Source organism: Pseudomonas sp. PB103 (genome assembly GCF_009764635.1).
GTDB lineage: Bacteria > Pseudomonadota > Gammaproteobacteria > Pseudomonadales > Pseudomonadaceae > Aquipseudomonas.
Window position 1 is genome coordinate 19544 of the sequence record NZ_RWIL01000121.1, and the last position, 15289, is coordinate 34832.

General features: G+C 60.4%; 14 protein-coding genes. 5 read left to right on the forward strand and 9 right to left on the reverse strand.

Going from position 1 to position 15289, the window contains the following annotated elements:
* Positions 1-79 precede the first annotated feature (79 nt).
* Together EJA70_RS21315 and EJA70_RS21320 are read left to right on the forward strand one after the other, a co-directional pair.
* Positions 80-1015, forward strand: a complete 936-nt coding sequence (locus tag EJA70_RS21315; protein WP_007908676.1) for a chemotaxis protein CheV — start codon at positions 80-82, stop codon at positions 1013-1015.
* A gap of 231 nt (positions 1016-1246) precedes the next feature.
* On the forward strand, positions 1247-2053 hold the full coding sequence (locus EJA70_RS21320) for an MOSC domain-containing protein (protein WP_008088217.1): 807 nt from the start codon (positions 1247-1249) through the stop codon (positions 2051-2053).
* A 69-nt stretch (positions 2054-2122) separates the two neighbouring features.
* Here EJA70_RS21320 and EJA70_RS21325 read toward each other — a convergent pair whose 3' ends face one another.
* From EJA70_RS21325 to EJA70_RS21360, 8 genes are all read right to left on the reverse strand, one after another.
* A complete protein-coding gene (locus EJA70_RS21325; RefSeq protein WP_007940055.1) occupies positions 2123-2407 on the reverse strand; it encodes a pyrimidine/purine nucleoside phosphorylase in 285 nt (94 codons plus the stop codon).
* Positions 2408-2512: 105 nt separating this feature from the next.
* Entirely contained in the window at positions 2513-3055 is a 543-nt protein-coding gene (locus EJA70_RS21330) for an exonuclease domain-containing protein (protein WP_008088215.1), read from the reverse strand.
* Positions 3056-3125: 70 nt separating this feature from the next.
* Positions 3126-5087 (reverse strand): acetyl/propionyl/methylcrotonyl-CoA carboxylase subunit alpha, encoded by a 1962-nt coding sequence (locus tag EJA70_RS21335; RefSeq protein WP_158833294.1) that lies wholly within the window; start codon positions 5085-5087, stop codon positions 3126-3128.
* A gap of 118 nt (positions 5088-5205) precedes the next feature.
* Positions 5206-6003, reverse strand: a complete 798-nt coding sequence (locus tag EJA70_RS21340) for an enoyl-CoA hydratase/isomerase family protein (RefSeq protein ID WP_158833296.1) — start codon at positions 6001-6003, stop codon at positions 5206-5208.
* Positions 6000-7157, reverse strand: coding sequence for a citronellyl-CoA dehydrogenase (atuD, locus tag EJA70_RS21345; protein ID WP_158833298.1), 1158 nt, complete (start codon positions 7155-7157; stop codon positions 6000-6002). The genes EJA70_RS21340 and atuD overlap by 4 nt, the downstream gene beginning before the upstream one ends.
* Positions 7158-7188: 31 nt before the next feature.
* The gene (gene atuC, locus EJA70_RS21350; RefSeq protein ID WP_158833300.1) at positions 7189-8805 is read right to left on the reverse strand and encodes a geranyl-CoA carboxylase subunit beta; all 1617 of its coding nucleotides are present in this window, start codon (positions 8803-8805) and stop codon (positions 7189-7191) included.
* A 3-nt stretch (positions 8806-8808) separates the two neighbouring features.
* Positions 8809-9678, reverse strand: a complete 870-nt coding sequence (locus EJA70_RS21355) for an SDR family oxidoreductase (protein ID WP_158833302.1) — start codon at positions 9676-9678, stop codon at positions 8809-8811.
* A gap of 12 nt (positions 9679-9690) precedes the next feature.
* Complete coding sequence (locus EJA70_RS21360) at positions 9691-11475, reverse strand: acyclic terpene utilization AtuA family protein (RefSeq protein ID WP_158833304.1); 1785 nt, start codon at positions 11473-11475, stop codon at positions 9691-9693.
* Between the two features lie 184 nt (positions 11476-11659).
* Here EJA70_RS21360 and EJA70_RS21365 point away from each other — a divergent pair, with 184 nt between their 5' ends.
* From EJA70_RS21365 to EJA70_RS21375, 3 genes are all read left to right on the forward strand, one after another.
* Entirely contained in the window at positions 11660-12283 is a 624-nt protein-coding gene (locus EJA70_RS21365; protein ID WP_008088201.1) for a TetR/AcrR family transcriptional regulator, read from the forward strand.
* A 92-nt stretch (positions 12284-12375) separates the two neighbouring features.
* Positions 12376-13173 (forward strand): ABC transporter substrate-binding protein, encoded by a 798-nt coding sequence (locus EJA70_RS21370; protein ID WP_008088199.1) that lies wholly within the window; start codon positions 12376-12378, stop codon positions 13171-13173.
* 87 nt (positions 13174-13260) lie between these two features.
* A complete protein-coding gene (locus EJA70_RS21375) occupies positions 13261-14274 on the forward strand; it encodes a GNAT family N-acetyltransferase (protein WP_158833306.1) in 1014 nt (337 codons plus the stop codon).
* A gap of 92 nt (positions 14275-14366) precedes the next feature.
* Here the strand turns inward: EJA70_RS21375 and EJA70_RS21380 are convergent, their stop codons facing one another.
* Positions 14367-14921, reverse strand: a complete 555-nt coding sequence (locus EJA70_RS21380) for an RNA polymerase factor sigma-70 (RefSeq protein WP_008088195.1) — start codon at positions 14919-14921, stop codon at positions 14367-14369.
* Positions 14922-15289: the final 368 nt, after the last annotated feature.

Genomic DNA, 15289 nt, shown 5'->3' on the forward strand with positions numbered 1-15289 from the left:
GGCATGGCGATAAAGAACCGCCACGCGCAGCCGATAACCTCACATAGTGAATTCATCAGAACAAGCCCAGGAGTCATTGATGGCCGGCATTCTCGACACGGTAGACCAACGCACGCAACTGGTGGGTGAGAATCGCCTGGAAATTCTCATGTTTCGTCTGGCCGGACGCCAATTGTTCGCGATCAACGTGTTCAAGGTTCAGGAAGTCTTGCAGTTGCCGAAGCTGACGCTGATGCCTCAGCGTCACCCATTCGTTTGCGGTGTGGTCAATCTGCGCGGTCAGACCTTGCCCGTCATCGACCTGTCACAGGCGATCGGCATGCGTCCGCTGGTGCCGGGGCCGAACAGTACGATTATTGTCACCGAGTACAATCGTTCGGTGCAGGCCTTCCTCGTCGGTGGTGTCGACCGCATCGTCAACATGAACTGGGAAGCCATCCTGCCGCCGCCGACCAGTGCCGGTCGCCAGCATTACCTGACCGCGATCAGCAAAGTCGACGATCAACTGGTGGAGATCATCGACGTCGAGAAAGTCCTCGCCGAAATCGTCCCGTACAACGCCAAAGTCTCGCGGGAAAAACTCGAAGACCCAGTGCTGGAGCGTGCGCGTGGCCGTGAAGTGCTGCTGGTGGACGACTCCAACGTGGCGCTTTCGCAACTGCGCGACACCCTTGGCCAACTCGGTGTGAAAATGCACATCGCCAGCGACGGTTTGAAGGCGCTGAATATGCTCAAGGCCTGGGCCGACACCGGCGTGAACATGACCGACAAGCTGCTGATGATCTTCACCGATGCGGAAATGCCGGAAATGGACGGCTACCGTCTGACCACCGAAATTCGCAATGACCCGCGCCTGCGTGGGCTGTACGTGGTGCTGCACACTTCGCTGTCGGGCAGCTTCAACGACTCGATGGTGAAGAAGGTCGGCTGCGACAACTTCCTCTCCAAATTCCAGCCGGACAAACTGGTCGACGTGGTGCGCCAGCGCCTGATGCTCGACGAAGTCCCGGCCTGATCACCCCCCTTTGTAGGAGTGAGCCCTGTGGCGAGGGGATTTATCCCCGATGGCTGCGCAGCAGCCCGGGCTTTTCAGGGAACATCGAGGGGGCCGCTTCGCGCCCCATCGGGGATAAATCCCCTCACCACAGGGTTTCAGTTTCAGGCAGATTAAAGTGTACGAATTGATCTTTTGATTCGTGCATGAAGCTCGTATAGGGTGGCGGTTTTATCCTCCAGGGAGCTGGCCATGCTGCGTCTGAGCGCGCTTTATCGTTACCCGTTGAAATCCGGCAAAGTCGATGTGCTGCAAAGCGTCGACCTCGACAAGCTGGGGCTTGATGGCGACCGACGCTGGATGCTCGTGGACGAAGCCAGTGGCCGCTTCCTGACCCAGCGCGCGGAAGCGAAGATGAGTCAGTTGTCGGCCCTGTGGAATGCTCAGGGCGGTTTGACCCTGAGCGCACCCCAACAGTCTTCCATCGAAATCGCCCTGCCAGGCGACGACGCCGAACTGCGCGGCGTGACGATCTGGCGTGATACGTTGCGCGTGCCGGATGCCGGTGACGAGGCGGCCCGTTGGGTCAGTGCGTTCATCGGCAAGCCGACCCGTCTGGTGCAGGTGCCGCTGGATCGTGCGCGTACCACGCAGTCAGGTTTTGGCAAGGATGATGATCAGGTCGCTTTCGCTGACGGGTTTCCGCTGCTGTTGATTGGTGAAGCGTCGCTGCAGGACCTTTCGCACAAGGTCGGGCGGCCGCTGGAGATGCTGCGTTTTCGCCCGAATCTGGTGATCGAAGGCAGCGAGGCGTATGCCGAGGACAGCTGGAAGCGGATTCGCATTGGCGACGTCGAGTTTCGCGTGGTCAAGCCTTGCTCGCGCTGCATCCTCACCACCATCGACCCGCAAACCGGCGAGCGCAGTGCCGATCGTGAACCCTTGGCTACCTTGCAGAAATACCGCGCCGAAGCCGATGGCGCGATGTTCGGCCAGAACCTGGTCAATGACAGCAATGGTCGGCTTGAAGTCGGAATGCCGGTGGAAATCCTCGAGTAAGCCTCGCTGAAACGAAAAATGCCCGTGTCCTTGGACACGGGCATTTTTTATTGGGTGCAGCCGAGGGTTTTAGCCGCGGTATTCGCACAGGTAAGCGGTGTCGACGGCGACTTTCAGCTGGAACTTGCTGTTGGCCGGGACGTTGAACTGGCTGCCGGCGGCGAAGGTTTCCCAATCGCTGCTGTCGGGCAGTTTGACGGTCAGTGCGCCGGAGACCACGTGCATGATTTCACGCTGGCTGGTGCCGAATTCGTATTCGCCCGGGGCCATGACGCCGATGGTCGCCGGACCTTCAGCGGTGCCAAAGGCGATCGACTTGACGGTGCCGTCGAAGTACTCGTTGACTTTAAACATGGGCGATTCCTCGAAAAGGGCTAAAAAATGGAGGCGGCCAGTATGCACAAGGCTTTCGGCGCCGTCACCTGCCCGGCGCCTGTCCGGCGAGTTCTCGAATTGACCCTAGAGTGGCAAAACCAGCGGCAACAATCGCGCGGTGTTGCGCGCATCTTCCAGCGCCCGGTGTTGCTGACCGTTGAACTGCATGCCGGCCAATTGCAGCGCGCCGTTGAGGCCCAATGGCCGCTCCAGGCGCCGGGCCTTGGCAAAACGTTGTTTGAGGTTCATGTGCGGCACTTTGCTCAAGCCGCTGTCGATATTCAGACGCTGCCATTCCTGAAGCAATTGCTTGCGATCGTAGTCGCCCCAACTGGCCCAGCCTTCAAGCCGTGGCTGATGTTGTGCGAGCCAGCGCTCGAACGCCGGCCAGACCTCGGTCAACGGCTGCGCCGAGTCGATATTGGCCTGGGTGATGTGCGTCAGCTCACGACAGAACGGCGTCAGCAACGGCCGCCGTGTCGGTTTGACGAAGCGCTGGAAGTGATCCTGCTCGCGCCCGGCACGATCGACCAGCGTGGCGCCGATCTCGATAATTTCCATCTCGGTGACCGGCCAGCCACCCTCATCGGTGGTGGCTTCCAGATCTATGACCAGCCAGTGGGGCATCGCAGGGTTCCTGATTTGTACGTTCTGATTATTCAGAGCGTAGCCAAACCCTGCGTTTGCGCTTGGCTGACTACTCCACCTGCAACAGAACCTGACGATTTTTTACCTGATCGCCGACCTTGACCTGCACCCGCTTGAGCACGCCGTCGATGCCGGCCTTGAGCGGGTGCTCCATTTTCATTGCCTCCAGTACCACCAGCAGCTGACCCTTGCTGACCGGGCTGCCTTCGCTGACCAGTACGTCGACGATGGCGCCGTCCATGGGCGCTTTCAAGGTGCCGGAACTGACGCTGGTCTGACTGTCGATCACCGCGTGAGTTCGATCCTCCACCTGCAGGCTGCCGGGATGGGTGAACAGCCAGAGTTGTTCGCCATCGAGGTGATAAGGGTGAGTTTGACGCAAGCCGTCGACTTCCAGCGTCACCGACTGCGCATCGCGGTCGACTAGTTTCAGTTCGAGCGTGCGTTCGGCGACCTGCACCTTGAATACGCCGTGCGCTTGCGCGAGCAGTTGCAGCGTCCAGTTCTGCTCGTCGCGGCCGAGACGGTAGTGCAGCGCCACGTTGGCATTGTTGCGCCAACCGGACAGTGGCGCGCGGTGGCTGAGGGCACTGGTTTGATAAAACAGCACGGCGGCAATGGCCAGATCTTCAGCACTTGGCGAGTAAATGTGCAGGCTCGGGTGGTCGCTGAAATGCTGCGTGATGAACGCTGTGCTGAAGTCACCGCTGATGAACTGCGGATGCTGCAGCAGGCCGGCGAGCAAACGCTGATTGCTTTGCACACCCAGCAACACTGTGTCCTGCACTGCGCGCAGGAGTTTGCGCCGGGCCTCTTCGCGGGTGGCGCCGTGGGCGATCAGTTTGCCCAGCATCGGGTCGTAGAACGGGCTGACAGATTGCCCTGCAAGCAGACCATGATCGATGCGTGCGCCGCGCTGCAACGCCGGTTCCCACGCTTGTACGCGACCGGTTTGCGGCAGGAAATCCAGCGCGGGGTCTTCGGCGTAGAGTCGCACCTCCATGGCATGGCCACTGAGTTGCACTTGGTCCTGAGTCAGCGGCAACGGTTGCCCCTCGGCGACCAGTAATTGCCACGCCACCAGATCCAGTCCGGTGATCAGCTCGGTCACTGGGTGCTCGACCTGCAAGCGGGTATTCATCTCCAAAAAGTAAAACTGCCCGCGTGCATCGAGCAAGAATTCCACCGTGCCGGCACCGACATAATTCACCGCACGCCCGGCCTTGAGCGCCGCCTCACCCATTGCCTGGCGCAACTCGGCGGTCATCACCGGGCAGGGCGCTTCTTCGATGACTTTCTGATGGCGGCGCTGCACCGAGCAATCGCGCTCGCCGAGGTAGATCAGGTTGCCGTGTTGATCGCCAAACAACTGCACTTCGACATGCCGTGGTTCGATCAGCGCCTGTTCGAGGATCAATTCGTCGCTGCCGAAACCGTTCAACGCTTCGGAACGTGCGGTGCGCAACTGCGCCGGCAAATCCGCGGCATCGTGCACCAGGCGCATGCCGCGACCGCCGCCACCGGCGCTGGCCTTGATCATCAAGGGGTAGCCGATGCGTTCGGCTTCGCGCAGCAGGGTCGCGTCGTCCTGCTCGGCGCCCTGGTAGCCAGCGATGCACGGTACACCGGCGTTGAGCATGGCGATTTTCGAGCGGCGTTTGCTGCCCATCAATTCGATGGCTGCGACGCTCGGGCCGATGAACGTCAGGCCAGCCTGTTCGCAGGCGCGGGCGAACTCGGCGTTTTCCGAGAGGAAGCCATAGCCAGGATGGATGGCGTCGGCACCGCTGCGGCGCGCGGCGTCGATGATCGCCGGGATGTTCAGGTAGGACTGCTGCACGGGGGCGGGGCCGATGTGCACGGCTTGATCGGCGATTTGCACGTGCAGCGCGTTGGCGTCGGCGTCGCTGAAGACGGCGACGGTGCGGTAGCCCAAAGCCTGGGCGGTGCGCTGGATGCGGCAGGCGATTTCACCGCGGTTGGCGATCAGGATTTTCTGAATGGCAGGCATGGGCTGTTTCCTCGGAAGTTGCGTTGCATGTGCTGGCCTCATCGCTGGCAAGCCAGCTCCCACAGGTTTTGTTAACGACGCAAATTCCCTGTGGGAGCTGGCTTGCCAGCGATGCTTTTTAGGTAGCCCACCGCGGTTTACGCTTCTGCACAAAAGCCATGGTGCCCTCGATCCCTTCTTCGCCCGTCACCGCCCCGGCAAACCACTGCGCCGCTTCATCAAGCAAAGCTCCCGATGGCTGCCCCGCACTCGCCAACAACAATTTCTTGGTCAGCGCATTCGCCTCCGGCGCACAACACAGCACATGTTGCAGTACCTCATCCAGACGCTCGGCGAGGGCTTGCGGGTCCTGTTCGACAAAATGCACCAACCCCAGACGCCGAGCCTGATGCCCATCAAAACGTGCGGCGGTCAGCGCCAGTCGCCGCGCCTCGGTCAGGCCAATGCGCTGCACCACAAACGGTGCGATCTGCGCCGGCAGCAGACCGAGGCTGGTTTCCGGCAAACCGAATTGCGCCTGATGATCGGCAATCGCAATGTCGCTGACACACGCCAGCCCAAAACCGCCGCCGAGCACTGCGCCTTGCAGCACCGTGATCAGCACTTGCGGCGCGTGCTGTGCTGCTTCCAGCAAAGCCCCGAACGCACGATTCAACTCTCGGTAAGCATCAGCGCCCTGAGCACGGGCACTGGCCATGTCCTTGAGGTCGCCGCCAGCACAGAAATGCCCGCCGGCGCCGCTGAGCACCAGAGCGCGAACACTGCGGTCATCGCGTACCGACGAGAGCACCGCGCGCAACTCGCTGACCATTTGCAGGCTCATCGCATTGCGGCTGTCCGGGCGATTGAGGTTGATGTGCAGCACGCCGCCATGCAGTTCCAGCAACAGCGTCTGGCATTCCGGCAGGCTGCTCATTTCTTTTTCCCCGGCAGGATGCCCATCAGTTTGCAGATGATCCCCAGCATGATTTCGTCGGCGCCGCCGCCAATCGAAACCAGCCGCACATCGCGATAAGCGCGGGCCACCGGGTTGTCCCACATGAAACCCATGCCGCCCCAATATTGCAGGCAGCTGTCGCTGACTTCGCGACCGAGGCGCCCGGCCTTGAGCTTGGCCATCGACGCCAGGCGCGTGACGTCCTGGCCTTTGATGTACTGCTCGGTGGCCTGATAGACCAGCGCGCGCAGGCATTCGATTTCGGTCTGCAATTCGGCGAGACGGAAGTGGATCACCTGATTGTCGATCAGCGCATTGCCGAAGGTTTTGCGCTCCTTGCAGTACTCGATGGTGCTGTCGACGCAGTACTCAAGGCCCTTGATCATGTTCGCCGCGCCGAACAGGCGTTCTTCCTGAAACTGCAGCATCTGCATCATGAACCCGGCGCCTTCGTGGCCGATGCGATTGCGCTGCGGCACGCGCACGTCGTCGAAAAACACCTGGGCAGTTTCCGAGCTGCGCATGCCGAGCTTGTCGAGGTGCGAACTGAGGCTGATGCCCGGCGTGTTCATCGGCACCATGATCAGCGACTTGTTGATGTGCGGTTTATCGTCCGAAGTGTTGGCCAGCAGGCAAATGAAATCAGCACTCGGCGAGTTGGTGATCCACATCTTGCTGCCGTTGATCACGTAGTCGTCGCCGTCCTTGCGCGCGGTGGTTTTCAGCCCGGCGACGTCGGAACCGGCGCCGACTTCAGAGACACCGATGCAGCCGACCTGCTCGCCGGTGATCGCCGGGCGCAGGAACTCTTCGCGCAATTCATCGGAGCCGAAACGGGCGAGGGCCGGCGTACACATGTCGGTCTGCACGCCGATCGACATCGGAATGCCGCCGCAATGAATGGTGCCGAACTCTTCGGCGGCGACAATCGAATAACTGTAATCGAGGCCCATGCCGCCGAATTTTTCCGGTTTGGAAATGCCCAGCAAACCGAGGTCGCCGGCCTTGCGGAAAATCTCGTGGATGGGAAAGCGTCCGGCCTTTTCCCATTCATCGACGTGCGGATTGATCTCGTGCTCGACGAACTGGCGGACGGTACGGCGCAGGGCTTCGTGTTCCGGGGTGAAGATCATTTTTTATTGTTCTCCGTAAGATCCGTGGCGGTCAGAACCGGCTGACGCCGAAGCTGTTGGGTTGCAGCGTGCGAATGTCGGCTTCGTGGCAGATGTCCAGCAAATAGCCGAGCAGGGTGCGCGTATCGCGTGGATCGATCAGCCCGTCGTCCCACAGATTGGCGCTGCCGTAGAGCGCGGTGGACTGGCTGTCGAGTTTCTGCGCGGTGACCTGTTCGAGCATGTCGAGCATCTTCGGGTCCGGCGTCAGGCCGTCCTTAAGTTGTTTGGCTTCGGTGACGATGCGCAAGACTTTGCCGGCCTGCGCGCCGCCCATCACCGCCGTGCGGCTGTTGGGCCAGGCGAAGATGAAGCGTGGGTCGAGACCGCGGCCGCACATCGCATAGTTGCCCGCGCCATAAGAGCCGCCGACGACGATGGTCAGTTTAGGCACCCGCGCATTGGCCACCGCTTGAATCAGTTTCGAGCCGTGTTTGATCACGCCTTGCTGTTCCGATTCGGTGCCGACCATGAAGCCCGTGGTGTTGTGGAAAAACAGCAACGGCGTCTGGCTCTGATCGCACAACTGAATGAACTGCGCCGCTTTGCTCGCACCGTTCGGCGTGATCGGGCCGTTGTTGCCGATGAAACCGCAGGCGCGACCCTGAATCTTCAATTGCCCGCAAAGGGTTTGCTGATCGAACTCACCCTTGAATTCGAGAAAGCAGGATTCGTCGGCGATACGCGCGATGATTTCGCGCACGTCGTAAGGTTTTTTCGGATCGTCGGGAATCAGCCCGAGCAGTTCTTCGATCGGGTAGAGCGGCTCTTTGTATTGCGGCTCCGGCAGCCATGGCAGTTGTTCATTCCATGGCAGCATGCGCAGAATTTCGCGCACCTGACGCACGCCGTCGGCATCGTTTTCCGCGAGGTATTCCGCCGTGCCGGCGACCTGCGCGTGCATCTCGGCGCCGCCGAGTTCTTCATCGGTGGCGACTTCGCCTGTGGCGGCTTTGAGCAACGGCGGGCCGGCCAGAAACAGCTTGGCCTTGCCGCGCACCACCACCACGTAATCCGACAGCCCCGGCTGATAAGCGCCGCCCGCCGTGGCTGAGCCGTGTACCACGGTGATCTGCGGCAAACCCATCGCCGACATTCGTGCCTGGTTGGCAAAACTGCGCGCACCTTCGACGAAAATATCCGCCGCGTAATTAAGGTTGGCGCCACCGCTTTCAGCGAGGGTGATCACTGGCAGTTTGTTTTCCTGAGCGATTTGCTGCAGGCGCAGGGATTTTTTCAAGCCGCTGGGCGAGATGGTGCCGCCCTTGATCGCGCTGTTGTTGGCCACGACCATTGCGCGGATGCCACAAACGTAACCGATGCCGGCGATCAGCCCGCCGCCGGCCGAGCTGCCGTCCTTGTCGTCGTGCAACTTGTAGCCGGCGAGGCTGGCCAGTTCGAGGAATGGTGCACCGGGATCTAGCAGCAGGTTCAGGCGTTCACGCGGCAGCAATTGCCCGCGCTTGTCGAATTTGGCTTTGGCTTCGGCAGCCTTGTTCAGCAGGTTCTGTTCGAGTTGCTGGACGTGTTCGATGGCTACGAGCATTGCCGCACGATTGCGCGCAAAAGCCTCACTGTGCGGATCGAGTTGGGACTGGATCTGCGGCATGGCTTACTCCTTGTCCTTGAGCACGTCGGGTAAGTACGCGCGGTGAAAGCCGTTGAACGACTTACTGTGAGTGGCTTTGTGCAACGGCCAAGCACGGCTACCCAGACTCGCCGCGCCGTCGATTTTCAAGGTACTGCCACTGATGAACGCCGCCGCCGGGCTGAGCAGAAACACGATCGCCGCGCTGACTTCCGACTCGGTGCCGATGCGTTTGAGCGGCACATGCTCGCGCAGGGTCGGGATCACCGCTTTGAACGCGCCTTCGTAAGTGTCCATGCCGCTGGAGGCGATCCAGCCCGGCGCCACGGCGTTGACCCGCACCCCGGCATAACCCCATTCGAACGCGGCGGTCTTGGTGAAGTTGTCCATGCCCGAACGCGCCGCGCCCGAGTGGCCCATGCCGGGCATGCCGCCCCACATGTCGGCGAGCATGTTGACGATGTTGCCGCCGTGTTTGCTCATCGACTGGTTGAACACTTCCCGTGCCATCAGGAAACCGCCGACCAGATTGGTACGCAGCACGGTTTCGAAACCCTTCTGATTGATCGAGGCCAGCGGCGACGGGTATTGGCCGCCAGCATTGTTGACCAGGCCGTGAATCGGCCCGTGCTCGGCGATCAGATCCTTGACCAGTTGCTTCACCGCTTCTTCATCGCGAATATCGCAGGCCTGCCAGTGTGCGCGGCCGCCGTCCTCGGCGATTTCGGCGGCGACTTTTTCGAGTTTTTCCGGTTTGCGCCCGACCAGCAGCACGTTGGCACCGAGCGCTGCCAGTTCATGCGCGGTGCAACGGCCAATGCCGCTGCCGCCACCGGTGACAATGATGGTCTGGCCGCTGAACAGATCGGCGTGGAAAATCGACGCGTAAGCCATGCAAACCATCCTCTAGTCGAGCTGTTCGGCGATGCTCTGCGGCACCGGGATCTGGATTTCCAATAATTGCTGGGCGAAGGCTTTGCCTTGCGGGTCGATGCGCAGACTGGCCACGCCACCACCGCCGAGGGCGTTTTCCAATAAAAAGTTGAGGCTGTGGGTGCCGGGCAGATACCAGCGTTCGACGCGGCCGTGGATCGGGTCGAGCACGTGGCTCATCCAGTCGACGATCACTGCCGGAGTCAGCGCTTCGGCGATCCACGACAGGTATTCAGGTTTGCGCGGCAGCACGCCGATGTTGCTGTGATTGCCCTTGTCGCCAGAACGCGCCACGGCGAGTTTTATCAACGGCACACTGGCATCGGCGCGACCCTGAGGTTTCGGCGGTTGTTGGGCAATCGGCAAATCTTCGCTGTCGAGTGCGGCCAATGAGGGCAGGGCGCAAGGATGGCATTCACCGGCAAGATCGATCTGCAGGGTGCAGGCGTTTTTATCGATCAGGAATGAGAACAAACGGATCAGCGGATACACGGTTGGCCGTCCGCCAACGATGCCGGTCAGCCCCGGTGCCATGCCGGTCGCAGCCTGAGCGATTTCCCGGGAGAACAGCACCAGTGCCTGCTTGCTCGGATGCCGTACGGCGAGTTTGATCACCACTTCGCGGCTGTCGCGGCGTTGCCCGTGCGGGCCGTAAGTGGCTTCGCTGCCGAGCAGTTCGATATCGGTTTCGCTGTAGGGCGCCCAGCCACGTTGGCTGAACATTTCGGCGGTCTTGTCGATGATCGCCTGACTGACGCGTTGCGCTTTTTCAACGGCGTCGATACCGGCGATCAGGCAACTGGCGGTGCAGCGAAAACCGTCCGGGTAGGTGGCGCTGACCTTGTATTTATCCGTCGGTGGCAGGCCTTTGGCGCCGTGAACATGCACGGCGTTTTTACCTTGTTGCTGAAGTTTGACCTCGGTGAAGTCGCAGACGACGTCGGGCAGCAGGTATGCCTGTGGATCGCCGATTTCATAAAGCATTTGCTCGCCGACCGTCAGCGGCGTGACCAGCCCGCCAGAGCCCTCGGCTTTGCTGACGATAAATTGGCCGTCGGCGCTGACTTCAACGATGGGGAACCCGATGTGCTCGTAATCCGGCACGTCGCGCCAATCGGTGAAATTGCCGCCGGTGCATTGCGCGCCGCATTCGATGATGTGCCCGGCCAGTGCGGCCTGGGCGAGTTTGTCGTAGTCGTGCCACGACCAGCCGAATTCGTGCACCAGAGCGGCGCTGACCACGGCGCTGTCGACCACCCGTCCGGTGATGACGATGTCGGCGCCCAGGCGCAGGGCTTCGACGATGCCCGGGGCGCCGAGGTAGGCGTTGGTCGACACGCACATCGGCGGCAGCGGGGCGCCGCTGAACATCTCAGTGATGCCAGTGAGTTGTTTGAACTGTGGTTGCAGGTCATCGCCGAGCAGCACGGCGATTTTCAGCTTGATGCCGGCCTTGTCGCAGGCCACTTGCAGGGCGGCGGCACAGGCTTGCGGGTTGACTCCGCCAGCGTTGCTGATGACGCGGATGTTCTGCTCGGCCAATTGCGGCAGCAGCGGCGTCAACACTTCGATGAAGTCGCCGGCGAAGCCTGCCTGCGGATCTTTCATGCGCGCGCCGGCCATGATCGACATGGTGATTTCGGCGAGGTAATCGAACACCAGATAGTCCAGATCGCCGCCGTCCACTAACTGCGCGGCGGCGGTCGAGGTGTCTCCCCAGAATGCACTGGCGCATCCGATGCGAACGGTAGTGGGCATTTTTATCTCCGACTCAGCAACCTGCGACAGAAGTGTCTGGAGGCTACCAAGCAAGCGCTTGGTTTGTAAACAGCTGAAACTATCTTCTGCCCAAGCGCTTGCTTGGTCGCGGCTGGCGGCTTAAATTGCGCGCAACCCTGCGGTTTCAGGGGGCAACAGACAGATCGACTGTAGGAGAGAACGGGTGGACGAGCAAAAAGCCCTGAAGGTCATGCGCCAATTGGTTGACCAAGGCCAGTTGACCGACCCGGACAGCGCCCGCGGCAAACTGCTGCAAGTGGCGGCTCACCTGTTCCGCAACAAAGGCTACGAGCGCACCACGGTGCGTGATCTGGCCGGTGCGGTCGGCATCCAGTCGGGGAGTATTTTTCATCACTTCAAAAGTAAGGATGAAATTCTCCGCGCGGTGATGGAAGAAACCATTCGCTACAACACCGCTTTGATGCGTGCAGCGCTTGCCGACGCCAGCAATGTGCGCGAGCGCGTACTGGCGCTGATCCGCTGCGAATTGCAGTCGATCATGGGCGGCAGCGGCGAAGCCATGGCGGTGCTGGTCTATGAATGGCGTTCGTTGTCCGAAGACGGCCAGGCGCAAGTGCTGGCGCTGCGCGACGTCTACGAAGAACTCTGGCTGCAGGTGCTGGGTGAGGCCAAAGAAGCCGGGTTTATCCGTGGCGACGTATTTATTACCCGACGTTTCCTCACGGGCGCACTGTCCTGGACCACCACCTGGTTCCGTGCCGGCGGCAGTCTGAGCCTTGATCAGTTGGCGGACGAGGCGTTGATTCTGGTCCTTGAGGAACGTTAAGGCACTTTCTATCGCGTCGGGAAACTGGCTAACTGGGCGAAACCGCCTAGCTTGAATGCATTGATCGGTATTTTTTCGGGGAGTGGGGTGTTTTGAAGTCTTCGCCAATTCGGACGGCCGCGGGGTTGATGCTCGCAGCGCTGGCTGCAATATGGGTATTGCCCGCTCAGGCAGCGCAACTGGTTCGGGTCGGCGCGGCGCATTTTCCGCCCTACACCATTCGCCCGGAAAACGGCGCCGACACCGGCCTGCTGCCGCAATTGGTCGAGGCCTTGAACCGTCTGCAAAGCGATTACCAGTTTGTGTTGGTACCGACCTCGATTCCTCGGCGTTTCGGTGATTTCAAGCAGGGCCGGATCGACATGGCGATCTTCGAAAACCCGGAGTGGGGCTGGAAGGAGATACCCCACACGGACGTCGACATGGGCCTTGAAGACGCGGAGATTTTCGTTGCGCAACGCGAAGACGGCCGCCAGCAGAACTATTTTGCCGACCTCACCGGCAAGCGACTGGCGCTGTTCAGCGGGTATCACTACGAATTCGCCAATTTCAACGCCGACCCGAAATTTCTTGCGCAGAATTTCAACGCCACGCTGACCTATTCCCATGACAGCAATCTGTTGATGGTGCTGCGCGGACGCGCCGACATTGCCCTGGTGACCCGTTCTTACCTGAGTGATTACCTGCTGCGCAACGAAAAGGTGCGTGATGAATTGCTGGTTTCCCAGCGCATCGATCAGGTCTACCACCACTACGCGATCCTGCGTTCGACCGCGCCGATCACGGGCGAAGCGTTTGGCAAGTTGCTGCAAGGCCTGCGCGACAACGGCGAGATGCTGAAAATCTTCGATCCGTACAAGATTGCCGTGGTCCCGGTGCCGCGCCACTGAGGGACTGATTTGGGCTTCAGGCCTAAATTTCCCTGCCCGGCTCACGTCCCATCGTTGAACTGTCGACGATTATCGTGAGCCCGACCCATGTCCAATCTGAATGACCTGACTGCCCTGGCCTTGCCCTCAGGCAGTCATCTGATCGCTGATGCAACCGAAAGCCGCCTGAGCCTGAGCCTCGACGGGCAGCCGCTGATTCGCTTGCGCCTGGATCGTCAGGCCAAAGGGCCAATCCAGCTCGATGAGCGTTTTGCCTTGCCACCAGGGCAAGCCCTGTGGGCGGCCTGTTATTGGCTGTTTGCCCGTGATCCCGAATGCCAGCAATTGACCTGGCAGCTGGATCAGCCGCCGACCGAAGCGTTGCTCAGCGGTTTGCTGGTAAGCACTGAGGTCGCTGGCGAATATCGTTGTGAGCGCACGCTGTTCTGGCAATTGCCGCAACCGTGGCTCGGCACTTCGCTGACCGGCAACTACCCGCAGCAAATGGTCATCAGCGATGGCAAGCGCCATCCACTGCGACCGGTGAAACCGCGCGGTGAAGTCTATCGGCGTTTCGATGCGCGACTGGGCGCGTGGATTTCCCTGCGCACTGTCGAAATCGAAGAGGATCTGCCGCGTTTCAACCGCTGGCAAAACAGCCCGCGCGTCGCCAGTTTCTGGCAGGAAGAGGGCAGCATCGAGAAGCACCGCGAATACCTGAGCAAACTCGACGCCGACCCGCACACGTTGACCTTGATCGGCTGCTTCGATGATCAGCCGTTTGCCTATTTCGAAGCCTATTGGGCCAAGGAAGATCGCATCGCGCCGTTTTACGACGCCGACAATTACGATCGTGGCATTCACATGCTGGTCGGTGAAGAAGATCATCGCGGCCCGCACAAAGTCGCGAGCTGGTTGTCGGCGCTGGTGCATTACCTGTTTCTGGATGATCCGCGCACGCAACGCGTGGTCGCCGAGCCACGGGCCGATAACGCGAAGATGATTGGCCACATGCAGAACCAGTGCTTCCACTGCGAGAAGGAATTCGACTTCCCGCACAAGCGCGCGGCGTTGATGATTCTGGGGCGTGAGCGGTTTTTTGATCGGTGCAAGTTGGCTTGAAGTGACCTGAAAGCAAAAGATCGCAGCCTGCGACCGGGTCCTCATGTAGGAGCTGCCGCAGGCTGCGATTTTTTTTATCTGACGACGCGGTCTCAGCGGCGACCGGCAATCACCGCATCCCGACGACTGCCCGAGACCTTGCGGCAGTGCACCAGCGCATCACGAATCATGAAGTTGACCAGGGTCGGCGAGACCCCCAGTTCCTTGGCAATGTCTTTCTGCGGCACACCGTGCAGGCGATACATCTCAAACGCATATCGGGTCCGGCTCGGCAGCTCGGTCAGCGCGTCGGCGATGTGTTCCAGGGTGGAGAAATTGATGTGCGAGGTTTCCGGCGAAGCACCCTGAATGACCACGTTCAGCCCTTCCTCTTCAGGGCCGGAGTATTTCTGTTCCAGCGCCTGTTTGCGGTAGTGATCGATGGCGAGGTTGCGCACGATCTGGAACAGATAACTCAGTTGAGCCTTGATCGACGATGTGATCGGCGGCGCCGACTGCAGTCGGAAAAACGCATCCTGCACCACATCTTCGGCACGTGACCGGCAGCCGGTAATGCGCGCTGCAATTTTGACCAGAATCAGTCGATTGTCGACGAATGCCTGAAGTAGCGGTGAATCGCACCTGCTTGTGGATACTTGTTCCGTCATGGAAATCACCTTGCTGCCAAATAGGTTAGTGGGACGCCTTGGGGGGACGGGGCCGTCCTACACATCGAGCGACAAATTATGTTGAATGATAATGATTGTCAAATGAGAAAAAGAACTAATGATCCAAATCGGTGCGTTGTGAGAACTGCGACACGCCGCCGCATCCCGGCCCCATTGGCGATCCAGCCTGCCGACTAATTATTTCAAGACGTCATCCGTTCTCATTGGTGAATGGTTCCGGGTACCGAGCCCGGCCAGACAGCATTCCCAAGCCTTGCGCGGTCGGCACAGACCGCGCCCTGCATGCCCAAGAGGGGCGTGACACAGCAACCCGATTCCACTCGCAAGCCGAATTCAGGCAGGAAACC